Source organism: Candidatus Limnocylindrales bacterium, from assembly GCA_035559535.1.
Classification (GTDB): Bacteria; Moduliflexota; Moduliflexia; order Moduliflexales; family JAUQPW01; genus JAUQPW01.
Map to the genome: position 1 here is coordinate 55308 of DATMBG010000003.1, position 13848 is coordinate 69155.

Below are 13848 nucleotides of genomic sequence, written 5' to 3' on the forward strand. Positions count from 1 at the left end.
CTCCACACGCCCACCCCTCTATACCCCCACCCTTCCATACTCTACTCCCTAACGAACCTCCATGAAGCTAAAAAGCTCCTTACCCAGACGTCTTTCAACAGAATTAGACGGAACTTCCAGAGTTTTAATTTCAAAAAACGGGGAAAACAAGGCGCGGATTTCTTCGGAATCGGTGGTATAAGGGGGGCCTCCCGGCTGCCCATGGGCATAAAAGAGGGCAATAAATCGTCCACCAGGTCGCAAAAGATTTCTTACAATTTGAACATATTCTCCTCGCCGGGCCGGATCAATGGCACAAAAGCAGGTGTGCTCTAAGACATAGTCAAATTGGTGCGCATACTTTGGAATTAAATCAAACAGATCCTGTTGAACCAGTTTGAGGGATACTCCGGCTTTTTTTGCTATTTGTGCAGCTCCCTGAATGGCCGACGGAGCAAAATCAAACCCAACGACCTGAAAGCCTTTTTGAGCAAAAAAAATCGCATCATGTCCACGTCCGCAACCCAATACGGCCAGAGAGCCTGGGGGAGGCGCAGCAGAAGATTCTAAAAAAGATGCCAAGGGGGGAGCGACCTGTCCAAGATCCCAAAGAGCTTCATTTTGTTGATATAAATTCTCCCAGAAACTGACCGTATTAGCCCGGTGTTTCCAGAACCCATTCGCCCAGGTCGTCATCTGATCATAAAGGTAAGGAGATACTTCTTTAGCCAAAGGGAGGTACTTCTCGCACGTTTCACGATAATATCTCAGTTGCTGTTCCTGGGAAGGCGAAAGATGCAAATACCGAATATGGTCAAGTCGATCTGACAATTTAATGAGTTGGATTTCTCGAGGGGCTTGCCAGATCTTCTCCAGGTAGGCCCGGTCTCTCTCCTCATTGGAGGAATACCGGTTGATAGCTTCTTTGGTCAATATTTTCACCATGCCTGCAATGGGTTCTCCAAAAGCTTCCTCCAAAGCTGCGTAATCGACCTGGCAATCTTCTAAAACATCCTGGAGTAGAGCCGCACAGAGCACGTTGGAATCCGTTATTTTCAACTCATCGAAGAGAATACAGACTACTCGTAAGAGATGAACCCTGTAATCTATTCCTTCATCCCGGTGTTGTCCTCTATGATTTTCCTCGGCAAAATGATAAGCTTTTTCTAGGAGAGCCAGATTAACTTCTGGATTTTTGGACAGAATTCTTTCTTTAAATTCTTGAAAATGGTTTTGAGTCATCCTATCGGTCAAAGGAATCAGGCCCGCTCGAAATAATAATCCCGTCTCTTACAATTAGAACAACGATAGGGACTAATTCGTATAATTGGAAAGATATAGGTATCTATAAAATTTCGTGGCTTTGCTTTTATCAAGGTATCTGTTTTACAATATCGGCAGGTAATGGTCTTTCGTCCATTTTCATTCTTTTTCTCTGGGGTTACAGGGGAGATATCTACCTGGGAATCTGGTTTCTTAGACTTGGCAGTTTTCATTGTTTACCTCCTTTTCTTTCTATTAAAGTTGGCAAACAGGACTTTGAAGTAAAAAAATAGGGTAAGGAAAATCTATCCTCTTTTTTTATTTTAATCTCCCCAAAAGGGGCCTTGTCAATAAAAATATTTCTGTTAAAGCAAAAGAAGACCTGCTTTTCCCTTTTCGAGGGTTGGTCGCACCTTCGATTATCGGTCCCTGTAGTTTTTGTCCCTGTCTTCCAGTATATGTTTTCGGTGATCATTGGGCCCGCCGTTGTTCGGTTTCAGGTATTTTAATTTTCGTATATTTTTTGTAATCGCTTCCCGCTTTTTCACTTCCTTCTTGAACTTCATGAGATCTCTTTCCAGGGCTTCGATTTCCCTCTTGATTTTATCCAGAAAGTTCTCCATACCTTACCCTCCTTGAAGTCAGAGCTTTATCCATAGGTAATCCTTGAGAGTCCCTGATTCCTATAGGGGCAATAAGTATACCAGTCGAGGGATGAAGCTATAAGTTCTTTAATATTAAAGGGTTATAGATATTCTGTAACGGATTTATTTAGAGAAGAGTATGGTCTTTTCTGGATAAAGTGGGATTTTCAGACCCTAGTCGATTAGAATCGCTTTATGATCGTCCAGGTGGATCAATTTAGGCAAGAAGTCCCTGTCTAATTACAAGATAAATGTAGAGTTCACAAAAGTGACCAAATTCTTATTGACAAAACAAAAATCAGCACCCAATATAGAATTGCTGGTCAGACGTAGCCTCTATGGAAGATGTGGATTCTTGCAAGCCGGGCTTGTCCACTCCTATTCGAGTTGCTCGAACAGGGGTTGACAGATTCAAAAGCCTAATGCCTAACTAATTATCAACCAAAAAGGAGGTATGATTATGGATGTACGCGTTAAATCGATTCTCTCCCTTGTTTTAGTTGGTCTTTTAGTTACGTCTGTTTCTTTGGCCGAAGAAAAGGAAAAACCGGCTCCCCCCCCCCCTTACCCTGTTAAGGGACAGGTTATTCAAACGTTGAAAGCCTTCGACAATCCTGAAGGGGCTATTTTTAGTGCCGATGGAAAGTTTGTATTTATCTCTAATGCGGCTGAGTTGGGGATGAAGGAAAAAGGATTTCATTGGACTGAAAAAGCCGGTTACATCAGTAAGCTGGAAGTTCAACCGGATGGAACCTTAAAGATGGTGAAGGATAAACTGATCACAGGTCTCACGGCCCCCTTGGGAATGGCTGTCCTTCCCGTGGCTACCAAGAAATTCCCCAAAGGCACCATCTTTTTGTGTGCTGGAGCCGCTCCCATAGCCGAAGCAAACGGTACCGAAATTAAAGACGCAAAACGCATGGATCCCAAACTGGTTGCGTTTGATACTGAGGGAAAAGTCCTGGGCGAAATTAAAATGGGAATGAATTCTGCTTTTGCCAAGGCCAATGGAGGATCTCCGGCTACCCTTCCCAATGCAGCCGGTTTTGATAAAGATGGTAACTTATATGTTGCAGATACCGGGATTGGCGGCGCCAGTTTTGATCCTCCTGTGAAAACCAATGGAGGGGTCTATATGATTCCCCATAGCGCCCTGGATGATCTGGCAGATGGCAAAGAAGCTTCCGTTAGCTTTATCGCCATGCCCGAAGGTGGACCAGATGGTGTTGAAGTGGCTCCAGATGGGAGCATCCATACCAATACCGTTGGTGTGGCTGCCGGTATGAAAGATCCAGCCCAGGGAGGTATGTACAAGCTCTCTGTGGAAGATTTCAAGAGTGGTAAGCTCCCGGCACCCTTCGTTACCGGTTTAGGAGCCCTGGATGGTCTGGATTTCGCCGGTAATGCCCGACTGGATACAGAGATCGTAAATACCAACTCGGTTATTGTAACCCTTCTGCCGGATGGAAAACCGATGATGTTGACCTATGATCAGCCAGATAAGAAATTAGCCGGACCGGCAGATATTGCGGTTCGTAAAATGGCCGATGGAGGCTACCTCCTGGTTATTCCCGAACTCTCTGCACTGGCGCCCAATACGAATCAAGATCCCGTTACCGTCGTAAAACTTCCGGCAGATTTTGATAAAGGCGGAAAGAAATAAGAAAACTAAAAAAACTAAGGGTGATCAGCCAGATCGCCCTTAGTTTTTAATCGGTTACCACAGGGATAATCCAACTATTCTTTAATACCTTTTCCAGTCAGATGTGAAGCTTTCAAGGTGAGGAATCCCCGGATTTATGATATATATTCATTGCTTTGTCTACTTCACCCAGTATCAGGAGTTTAACCGCTCCCACTGCTTTAGATAAGGCTTCTTTGAGCTGTTCCTGTTCTTGCGGATCAAAGGGACTTAGGACATAATCTGCTACTTCCCTAGAAGACCCAGGCCGACCGACTCCTACTTTAACCCGCAAAAATTCATCGGTTCCCAAATGTTCTCGAATAGACCGGATTCCCTTATGGCCTCCATCTCCGCCCCTTCTTTTGATCCGAATTCTGCCGAGTTCCAGATCTATATCATCATGGACCACAATCAAATCAGAGGGAGTTAAATTAAATGCAGCAACCAGCTCCTTAACGGCCTGTCCACTGAGATTCATATAGGTGAGTGGTTCTACCAGCAGAACCGGTATATGGTTAAAAGTTCCCCGGCCAAAACGGGATTTAAACCCCTTTTCCGATAAAGGAATCTCGGACTCTTGTGCAAGTTGCCGAATAACCTGAAAACCTACATTATGTCGGGTAGCCTCATAAGTTCTACCGGGATTTCCCAGGCCTATTACCGCTTTCAATTAAGCATTTGGAATTAGCCATGAAAAGGAACAATCCAGAGCTTGTTCGTTGTTCATGGCTTATGGAGTTAAGCTTTAGATTCCTCACCTTCTTCCTCAGCAGGAGCCTTACCTTTTCCGATAACCTCCGGCTCACCGGGTACCGCTTCAACTTTTTCAGCAATCTCTTCCGCCATCGGAGGTACGACGGTTACAATGGTTTTTTCCGGATCACTGACGATTTTAATCGTTTGAGGAACTTTAACATCCCGCACGGCTATAAAATCCCCAATGTTTAAGTTCGAAATGTCCACCTCAATATGCGATGGGATTACCGAAGGGAGACATTCAATAGTAAGTGTCCTCATGGCAATCTCCAGTACACCGCCACTTTCCGTGACTCCTTTCGCCTTTCCAACCAGTTCAATGGGAACTTCTACTTCAATGGGTTTATCCATAGAAATCTCAAAAAAGTCCACATGTAATACTGCCCGTGTAACCGGATCCCTTTGAACTTCTTTTACAATGGCCGTTTTTTTTGTAGCGGTATCTCCCTTCTGAATGGTTAAATCGATCAGAACATTTTCCTTTTCTAAAGTTTTAGCTAGACTTCTGGGACTGATACTGATCGGTACAGATCCATCCGATCCTCCATAAACAATACCGGGTATACGTCCGGCTCTCCTGAGTTTTCGAGCGACTCCCTTTCCCCCGGGAGTTCTGAATTCAGTTATCAGTTCAACGGTTTCCATAAAATATTCGTTGGGTATTCTTCGTCTGTTGTCTTTTGTGGATTGGTTTCTCTAAAGGTTATTACAAAGAGCAATCGACGAAGAACAACACCCAAAGGATTATTCAAACATTTCGCTGACCGAGGTTCGTTTAAAAATTCTATCGATGGCCTCGGCTAATAATCCGGCAATGGAAAGCACCCGGATTTTACTGCTATATTTTCCGTTCAAGGGAATGGTGTTAGTAACGACCACCTCCACCAGGTTGGAATTATCGATGGTTTCTATGGCAGGACCCGACAAAACCGGATGTGTGCAGGCTGCATAGACTTTAACGGCGCCCTGCTCTTGCAAGGCCTTCGCTGATTTTACTAGAGTTCCTGCGGTGTCGATCATGTCATCGACAATGATAGCCGTTTTTCCTCTTACGTCTCCAATGACGTTCATAACGTGGGCGACATTGGGTTCGCTTCTTCTTTTATCAATGATGGCAAGTGAACAATTCAACTTCTTGGCATAAACCCGAGCTCTTTCAGTTCCACCGGCATCTGGCGAGACAATGATGAGGTCAGGCAAATTCTTTTTTACAATATAGTCTAAAAGGACGGACGTTGCAAAGAGGTTATCGACCGGGATATCAAAAAACCCCTGGATCTGTCCGGCATGTAAGTCAATGGTAACAACTCGATCTGCTCCGGCTGTTGTGATCAGATTGGCAACCAATTTGGCGGAGATAGGGACCCTCGGCATTGACTTACGATCCTGCCTTCCATAGCCATAATAAGGAAGAACTGCCGTAATACTCTGAGCAGATGCCCGGGACAATGCATCCATCATGATGAGAAGCTCCATGAGGTTATCATTGCTGGGATGACAGATAGATTGGATGACAAAAACCTCTGAACCTCGGACATTCTCTTCAATGCGCACAAAGGTCTCCCCGTCGCTAAATTTTGTAACGGTTGCTTTTCCCAGAGGAACTCCTAAATATTTACTGATTTCTTCAGCTAAAGCACGATTTGAGTTACCAGTAAAGAGTTTTAACTCTCCGGTCATTGTTTTTCTAGCCCCTGATACGTGGACTATGATAAATAGGATAAAGAAGAAATGGCAAATGACCAATTTAGCCATTTGCCATTCACACTTCTACCACGGGCCACCGATCAGTTGCTATTTACTCTCAGATTAATTGACTGACCTTTGTAGATCTATTCAAAACTTTAGGATATCAGTCAACAAAGATAGTAAAAAATTTTCCATCCCTTCCGGTTCCTGAGTCCAGTTTAGTTAAATACCACACTCCTCTAGAAAATTCAAGAAATTTTTCTGGTTTTCTACCCGGATTCGAGGCAAGAGGTTTATCTGTATAAGAAATACAACTTTTTTCCCCCTTCTGCAAGTATTTTAAAACAGGTTCAGAGATCCCCTCTCATCACCTGACTTTGAGCATCTTAACTCTTTGCTTAACTTTTAAACCGCCCCTCCCCCCCAGCCCCCATACGCCCCAGGATAAGAGTGAGACCCTGAGAGGGCCCCTTTCCTGACCTTCTCCCGCTTTACAGGGGAAAGCACTTTGAGGTGAAGTTCCCTCCCCTGTGAAACCTAACCATTACCCACATTTTTTCATTTCAGGGGATTAATAACTGGTTTAACTGTCTTGCTGGTTGAGTAGCGAAATGCATTGAATCTCCTTCGTGAGGGAAAGATTCCTCTTTTTGCAAGGTGGGTCAACCGGGATGATTGACCTACTAACCGTTTTGAGCCCCATCCTCCCAAATCGAAAAATGTGGGTAAAGGTAAGCCCACAGCGTGGGAGAGGGGCTAGGGGGAGGGAAGAGAGTTACACAGAATTAACTTTACAAGGTACCATTTTTCTTGGTGAGGTTGAAAGTTGACCTTTCCTATCAATTCCTGGCTGCCCCCAACGGATCGCACTTCAGCTCAGCTTTGAATAAATGGGAGATACAGAAGGCAGGGTTAAACAGCTATCAGGGATCTTGTAGAAAAGAATTTGTATCGTTCAGCAGTTCTTGGAGACCATCTCCTGTTTCGGAACCGGTTCTTACCTGTCTAACAATTTTGGCGATCTTCCAGGCACCACTTTCCTTCTTGAAGAGGATGGCAGTCCAATCTTTTCTCTCTGGACCGAGTTTTTGATAAATAGCCCGGGCCATATTCTTTTTCTTTGATACATCAATTCTTATAAATTGAGATTTCTGGGGATCCAGGTCATCTGCCGACATCCCTTTCAGTAGTTCTGGTGTGATCTGTTTGGCCATTTGGGCATATTCAGATGTCATAACCCGCAGCGTTGCAGATACATCTCCACGTCTCGCCGATTCCAGATATTTGAGATATATCGTCTCCAGTTGCTTTGCGAAGGGGTGCTGAGGGTTCGTCGTCTTCTCCGGAGTTTGAGCTAAAGCCATGGAGAAGGGAAGGGTACTGAAAAGGGTTATCAAAAAAATTTGCAGCTTCATATTTCCTCCTTGTTTAACCCTCTCCCAGCTTCAACCCACCGGAATGGAATGAAGGGGAATTTCCAGGGACTGAAACCAGGTTAGGGGCGCTTCTTTACTTGAATAGGGAGATGAGTTTTCAAACACTTACTGGGTTCCGGCTCCGGAGGAGAGGGCCCATCCAAAGCCATCCCCAAACTCAGTCAGGTCTTCCATGCCGTTATGACCCTGGAACCAGAGTTGGTCGTCGGGCCCTCCATCCAGACCCGCCATAAGTCCCCTCTGCCAGCCATGCAACACGACAACTGTACCGACTTGAGGACTTGGAGAGAGGTCTTCGGCGGTATCTCCAATGGCCAGATCATTGTAACCATCCCCGTTGAAATCCCCTGACACTCCGGCAAAGACGAAAGAATTCAAAACTACTATCCCTCCATCCCCCATAACATCTCTTTTACCATTCCTTTTACCATTGCAAAAAAGAATGAATAAATCCGATTAAAGAATTTCATAATTTTCTCCTTTTCTTTATCAAGATTAATTAAAAGTTGAGTAGGTTTTAGATTTTCTAACCTTCAGTTTTACCTGTTAGATTTAGCAGGTTCCATACCAAACTTTTAATGTCTGCGAATAGTTTATAAAAACATAGATTACGGGGACTATAAGGAGGGTCAAGCCCCTTACTTCCCTCAAAAAATAACCTGACTTGCCCCTATATCCTCTGTTTTTTCCGAATTTCCCCTATTTGAAAAAAGGAATAGGGAAGAGTTCCTCTCGGTGCTTCTTGAATTCCCTTATAAAGAGGGCAGACCCCATTGGGGAAGTTCTAAAAAATTGTTCCAGTGTTAAAACGAGTTTAGATAGCGAAACTTCAGGGCCGGTCATGGAAAAATCCCCGGTAAAATGGCATCGGATATGCAAAATAACCTCCCAAAAGGCAAGAATTGAATAGGGTACTTAACTACGGCTTTAGAGGCTTTTGATAGCTTTAAACTCGAAAGAATATCGGTTCTTCAAGTTGTATCAAATTGGAATTGAGATGAAACTCCTCCCTGACACCATAAAATACTTATTATATTTGCTACTTTTCCTTATTTATTGTGAAGGAGTGTATGCAGATGATATCGTTATTGGGGCCTCGGCCGCATTTCGGGGACCTTCAAGGGGGCTCGGCATTGAACTCTACAGAGGATCCATGGCCTATATCCAACATATCAATCAAGGAGGTGGGATAAATGGTCGAAAGATACTTATGAAGGCTTATAATGATGGTTATAATCCCATTCCTGCTATTGAAAACACCATCAAGCTGGTTGAGGAAGATCATGTTCTCCTCCTCTTTGATTATGTAGGAACTCCCACAGTGACCCGGGTCCTGCCATTACTCAAAAGATATCGGAATGAGTTTGTCTACCTTTTCTTTCCCTTTACAGGAGCTCAACCCCATAGACAGCCTCCCTATGATGAATTTGTCTTTAATCTTAGAGCATCTTATCACCAGGAGACCGAGGGGCTGGTGGATAATTTTGTAAAGGCAGGCAGAAAGAGGATTGCTATATTCTATCAAGTGGATGCCTATGGACGAAGTGGATGGGATGGGGTGAAAAAGGCTTTAGCAAAATTCGGTCTCAAGATTGCAGGCGAAGCTACTTATCGAAGAGGGGCCAAATACTCTGAGGATTTCAAACAGCAGGTTGAAATTCTTAGAAAGGTAAATCCGGATGCGATAATTTCGGTTGGAGCCTATGCTGCCTGCGCGGGATTTATTAGAGATGCCCGGGATGCCGGTTGGGATGTTCCCATTGCCAATGTTTCCTTTGTAGGAAGTGAGAATCTGCTTAATTTACTTCTTGAGACGGGTAAGGCAACCGGACGGGATTACACCGTTAACCTGATCAATTCCCAGGTTGTACCCTCCTATGAAGAGACCTCTTTACCTGCAGTTAAGGAATACAGAGAGTTAATGGATAGATATAACCCTATGCCTCCTAAGGACCTTATGGCGGAGGAATACAAACCCTTGAGGTATAGTTTTGTCAGTTTTGAAGGGTTTCTCAATGCAAAACTCCTTGTTGAAATTCTTAAAAGGATGGGCAGTAAACCTGAAAGGGCGCGCATCAAAGAGACCGTTGAAAGTATAGAGAATCTGGATATAGGGATCAATACCCCGGTATCCTTCGGACCCCACAAGCATCAGGGGTTGGATTTAGTCTATTATACAACGGTCAGGAATGGCTTATTCGTTCCTATTATAGATTGGCCCGGGAGGGAAAAATGAGAACATCCAGGTTATTTAAAAAGATCCTTGCCATTGTAGTCCTTCTCTTTGGTATTACCGCCATTACAACGGCTGTTTTCTCAGGCTGGAATCTCCAAAAACACCTTATGGAAGAATATAAAAGCAAGGGTACTGCCATAGCCAACAGCATTGCCAGTTCAAGTGTAGAAATACTTCTTAATCGAGACGCATCGACCCTTCAGGCCGTTATCGATCAGTTTATGGAAATTCAAGGGGTTTCCTATGTTTATATTGTTGATGAACAGGGAGAAATCATAACCCATACCTTTGTCCCCAGCATCCCGGAAGAGGTATTTACTGTTAAGGGTGAAAAAGACAAAACCACCATCAAAGATTTGCATATTAAAGGGATGGGGGATTTTACCCATATCTCTTCTCCCATATTAGCCGGTGTGGCCGGTTATGTCCATGTAGGAATGGACAAGGGGATTATATTGGCTCAAATGAAGTCCACCATGGTGAGTCAATTATATTTGATTGCCATAATCTTTCTAATCAGCGCAATGGGGGCCTATTTACTTGCAAACAAAGTTTCCCGACCCTTGAGTAAACTTTCGGCATACGCCAGGGAACTGGCCCCTATCGAAAGTACCCAACGGGGAGATGAGATTGCCATCCTGACTACCTCTATGAAGGCCTTAATGGATTATCTTCAAGAAATGGCGGCAATGGCAAATCGTATTTCCCAGGGTGATCTGAGCCTTCACATTGAACCCAAATCCAGGCAGGACATTCTAGGGCATGCCTTTGCCCAAATGACCCGATATATCAGAGAAATGGCAGAGGTTGCCAATAAACTGGCTGGTGGGGATCTTACCCCAGATGTACATCCTAGGTCGGAAAAAGATGTCTTGGGCATGGCTTTTAAAAACATGATTATCCAATTGAGAGCCCTGGTTTCTCAAATTCGGAGCCAGGCCAATCAAATCGCCCAAATCAGTATAGAGATCCTGACGCGATCGGATGAAGACTTGAAGACGGTAGAGAACGTTACATCTTCAGCCGAGGAGACTTCCTCCGCCATGTCTGAAATGGGAGCCAGTGTCGAAGAAGTGGCGGGGAATACCCAAACTCTCTTTAGGTCCACCGAGGAGATTTCCTCTTCCATTGAACAGATGTTTAACTCGATCCGGCAAGTTACAGAAAGCTCAAGGAGGCTTTCAGAAATATCTGAAATGACCGCTGCGGCAATGAACCAAATGGTCTTTTCCATAGAGACGATAGCTAAAAACGCTGAAAACTCCAGGCAATTCTATCATGAAACAACGGAAATTACGCTGCAGGGACAGACTTCTATGCAACAAGTAGTCAGGAGTATGGATAAGATCCGTGAAGCGGTCTCTTCGGCAACATATACGATCCAAAGCCTGGAAAATAAATCACAACAGATCGGCTCTATTTTGGATGTGATCGACAATATTGCGGACCAGACTGCGCTGCTTGCGTTAAATGCCTCAATTTTAGCCGCTCAGGCCGGTGAACATGGAAGGGGATTTGCTGTGGTTGCCGACGAAATTAAAGACTTGGCAAACCGGGTAGCTCTCTCGACCCAGGAGATTACCCAGATTATCGAAGCAGTGCAGAGGCAATCAGCCGATGCGGTTAAGGTGATCCAGGAGGGTAATAAGGAGGTCGATGAGGGAGTAAAACGGGTCAATTTGGCCGGTCAGGCTTTGGATCGGATTACCGTCAGCGCGCAGAATTCCTTATCGGCTGCTACTGAGATTGTACAGGCCATTCAGGAACAAAAAACATCGACGCAGAAAATTATGGAATCCGTAAAGAAGGTTACGGAGCGGATAACCGAAATTAATGAAGCAACCCAGGAGCAGGAGAAGGGATCTTCACAGATTTTGCATGCGATAGGAGAAGTCAGAGGGTTAACCGAACAGGTTAAAAGGGCGACTATGGAGCAGAGTAAGGGGGCAAATCAGGTCAGTTTAGCCATGGAAGAGGTAAAAAGTTTAATCTCTCAAAGTAGTAGCAATGCCCGTCAGTCTACCCAGGCGGCTGCAGAGTTATCTGCTCAAGCCGAAACGCTCCGTAAACTGATGGATCGGTTTAAACTGACGGGAAATTAATATCCGGTTACCGTTATCCCTCACCAAGACTATGATCTGATCTTAGGGTATGCCTATAACCGGCTGCCGACTATGCCGGGTTTCGTTAGCAGCCGGTTATGGGATATGCCAGACCCTTACCGGGGATAATATTCTGCTGTTGCTTACTCTTCCAGCCTGCTTCAGTTACCCGGTAGTATCGCCTTCGCCTTCAAGAGAAAGGTATAATTTGAATGGCTGGTACCCTTGGTGATCCACCAGAACTGATCGTGGTCGCAAACATGGACATACGGCTCCCAGTCGACGCCATTAGGCCAGAAGGTATTGCATGAGTCAAGGACGGCCAGGCGCGATTCAATACTCTCCAGGGTACCAACGTCGACAAATTTGTTTGAGACCTTACCGGCTGCTGTGTTCGCCGAACTGAACGTGGTCCATGTGGTTTGGATATAACCACACTGATTCGTCACTTTTACTGCCACGAAGCCAACGAAGTCGTGGCCCTCCGTACTTGGGATGAACTGAGCACCTGTTGCAATTGCCTCGGCAACACCAGCTACAATTGCACCATAGGGTGTGGCTGTAGCACTGGCAACCGCTGCAACCGAGTGCATTGCGGCTATAATCCCATCCTTGATATTCTTGAGATCGGAATTGTCTTGCTCCATTGCAGTAATTGACAGTAGAGCGCTCTGACCATGATGGAGGGTACCGGACCAGAAGATCAGGTTGTTGACATGGGTCTCATCCCGGTTGGTCCAACCGTTGGAGTTGACAGTCTTTCCATTCTTGGCTTCATAGTAATCATCCTTACCGGTAACCGCTTTTCACTGCTCTGCGTACCGGGACCAAGCCGGGCAACCTTGAAATAAAGCTCATCACGGTCACCGTCGCCACTGGTGCTGGAAGTCTGGTTAACGGTCATCTTTGGGATTTCCAATACTACCTGCCTTACGGAATTGGGTGGGACATATGTGCAATCGTAAGGATTCGCGGGGGTGGTTGGGGCTGGTGTACAAGTGTTGCAGGGGAAGTAGTGTATACCCACTCAGCGGATAGCTTTTTCTTAAGATTTGACAAGGAGGCGGTATTTCTGGTCACCCGGAGTAGTGTTGAATCGCGGTAAAGGAGGTTGTAATTTAATCTCGAAGGTACTGCTTGTATTAGAAAGTATAGCCCCCGATAAGTTGCCAGATGCGAGCTTCTGATCTGGGCCAACGGTAAACTTATAAAGCTCCCACTGAGCCCACTCGGCCGGGTTCTTACCACTCCAGCGCACGTAGATAGAATTAGGAGCCTCAACAAAGACCAGGTTTTGAGTCCAATTTGGTGGGAACTCTGGGGTTCCAGTGCAATAGTAAGCAACCTCAACGGTACCGTTAACGGTGACCCTGGGCTTTAGGGTAGGCTGAGCAAACACCCCTGTTTCCACGATAAGCCAATATAGCCCCATAATTATTGTGAGTTTAAGCGTTTTTGACATGATTTAAATCCTCCTAAGTAGAAAGGGTGTAAAAACAACATTTTAGGTCCCACAACTTTCTCTGAAATTTCATTCTCAGGTGAAGTCTCTAACTTTTCACCCCCTCTCGATAAAAAGTTGAGTATGTTCTGGATCTTCTATGCTTTGATTCTTCCTGTTAGATCCAGCAAGTTTCATACCAAACTTTTAATATCTGCTAACAGCTTATAAAAACAAAGGTAAGAAGAACCTTTACCCTGATTAATCCCCTTGAGTACATCACCCAGCTCCTCTTGACGCCCAAAAAACATTTTGGAGTCTTTGACGGGGAAGTTATAGGCATAGGGTGAATCCATTTGTTTCGCCTCTTATAGCCACCTTCTCATACTCTTATAGCCACCTTCTCATAACTAAAATGGCATCCTTTAAACTCCTCTTATACTAACTATTGGTGCTAGTTTTTTAAATTGAAAGAGTCATGCAGGCTCTCCAATATTATCAACAAAAACTCTTTTTCACTCATTTGGAGGTAACCTGCATGACTACCATAGAGTTTATCACCGAATTGTTCTGTCGGGTAGATGATCAGATGAAAAATATTCCCAAACATCCCCTGGC

General features: G+C 44.8%; 14 protein-coding genes. 3 read left to right on the forward strand and 11 right to left on the reverse strand.

What is annotated here, in order from left to right; genetic code table 11:
- Window positions 1-48: 48 nt before the first annotated feature.
- The 3 genes from VNM22_00735 to VNM22_00745 all read right to left on the reverse strand — a co-directional run bounded on the left by VNM22_00735 (window position 49) and on the right by VNM22_00745 (window position 1865).
- Entirely contained in the window at window positions 49-1233 is a 1185-nt protein-coding gene (locus VNM22_00735; GenBank protein HWP45659.1) for an HD domain-containing protein, read from the reverse strand.
- A gap of 5 nt (window positions 1234-1238) precedes the next feature.
- On the reverse strand, window positions 1239-1475 hold the full coding sequence (locus VNM22_00740) for a hypothetical protein (protein HWP45660.1): 237 nt from the start codon (window positions 1473-1475) through the stop codon (window positions 1239-1241).
- A gap of 186 nt (window positions 1476-1661) precedes the next feature.
- Window positions 1662-1865 carry a hypothetical protein gene (locus VNM22_00745; GenBank protein ID HWP45661.1) on the reverse strand — a complete coding sequence of 68 codons (204 nt, stop codon included), beginning with the start codon at window positions 1863-1865 and terminating at the stop codon, window positions 1662-1664.
- Between the two features lie 481 nt (window positions 1866-2346).
- On the opposite strand from VNM22_00745, the gene VNM22_00750 reads away from it, so the two are divergent.
- The gene (locus VNM22_00750) at window positions 2347-3549 is read left to right on the forward strand and encodes a hypothetical protein (protein ID HWP45662.1); all 1203 of its coding nucleotides are present in this window, start codon (window positions 2347-2349) and stop codon (window positions 3547-3549) included.
- A gap of 112 nt (window positions 3550-3661) precedes the next feature.
- Here VNM22_00750 and pth read toward each other — a convergent pair whose 3' ends face one another.
- The 5 genes from pth to VNM22_00775 all read right to left on the reverse strand — a co-directional run bounded on the left by pth (window position 3662) and on the right by VNM22_00775 (window position 7829).
- Window positions 3662-4240, reverse strand: coding sequence for an aminoacyl-tRNA hydrolase (gene pth / locus VNM22_00755; GenBank protein HWP45663.1), 579 nt, complete (start codon window positions 4238-4240; stop codon window positions 3662-3664).
- 68 nt (window positions 4241-4308) lie between these two features.
- A complete protein-coding gene (locus tag VNM22_00760; GenBank protein HWP45664.1) occupies window positions 4309-4971 on the reverse strand; it encodes a 50S ribosomal protein L25 in 663 nt (220 codons plus the stop codon).
- 99 nt (window positions 4972-5070) lie between these two features.
- Window positions 5071-6081 carry a ribose-phosphate pyrophosphokinase gene (locus tag VNM22_00765; protein HWP45665.1) on the reverse strand — a complete coding sequence of 337 codons (1011 nt, stop codon included), beginning with the start codon at window positions 6079-6081 and terminating at the stop codon, window positions 5071-5073.
- A gap of 857 nt (window positions 6082-6938) precedes the next feature.
- On the reverse strand, window positions 6939-7430 hold the full coding sequence (locus VNM22_00770) for a hypothetical protein (protein ID HWP45666.1): 492 nt from the start codon (window positions 7428-7430) through the stop codon (window positions 6939-6941).
- A 126-nt stretch (window positions 7431-7556) separates the two neighbouring features.
- Entirely contained in the window at window positions 7557-7829 is a 273-nt protein-coding gene (locus VNM22_00775; GenBank protein HWP45667.1) for a hypothetical protein, read from the reverse strand.
- Between the two features lie 559 nt (window positions 7830-8388).
- Between VNM22_00775 and VNM22_00780 the strand changes: the two genes are divergently transcribed.
- Together VNM22_00780 and VNM22_00785 are read left to right on the forward strand one after the other, a co-directional pair.
- Entirely contained in the window at window positions 8389-9687 is a 1299-nt protein-coding gene (locus tag VNM22_00780; GenBank protein HWP45668.1) for an ABC transporter substrate-binding protein, read from the forward strand.
- Window positions 9684-11789 (forward strand): methyl-accepting chemotaxis protein, encoded by a 2106-nt coding sequence (locus VNM22_00785; GenBank protein ID HWP45669.1) that lies wholly within the window; start codon window positions 9684-9686, stop codon window positions 11787-11789. The genes VNM22_00780 and VNM22_00785 overlap by 4 nt, the downstream gene beginning before the upstream one ends.
- Before the next feature lie 161 nt (window positions 11790-11950).
- Here VNM22_00785 and VNM22_00790 read toward each other — a convergent pair whose 3' ends face one another.
- The 3 genes from VNM22_00790 to VNM22_00800 all read right to left on the reverse strand — a co-directional run bounded on the left by VNM22_00790 (window position 11951) and on the right by VNM22_00800 (window position 13251).
- The gene (locus VNM22_00790; protein HWP45670.1) at window positions 11951-12436 is read right to left on the reverse strand and encodes a hypothetical protein; all 486 of its coding nucleotides are present in this window, start codon (window positions 12434-12436) and stop codon (window positions 11951-11953) included.
- A 56-nt stretch (window positions 12437-12492) separates the two neighbouring features.
- A complete protein-coding gene (locus tag VNM22_00795) occupies window positions 12493-12693 on the reverse strand; it encodes a hypothetical protein (GenBank protein ID HWP45671.1) in 201 nt (66 codons plus the stop codon).
- A 141-nt stretch (window positions 12694-12834) separates the two neighbouring features.
- Entirely contained in the window at window positions 12835-13251 is a 417-nt protein-coding gene (locus VNM22_00800) for a hypothetical protein (GenBank protein HWP45672.1), read from the reverse strand.
- Between the last annotated feature and the right edge of the window lie 597 nt (window positions 13252-13848).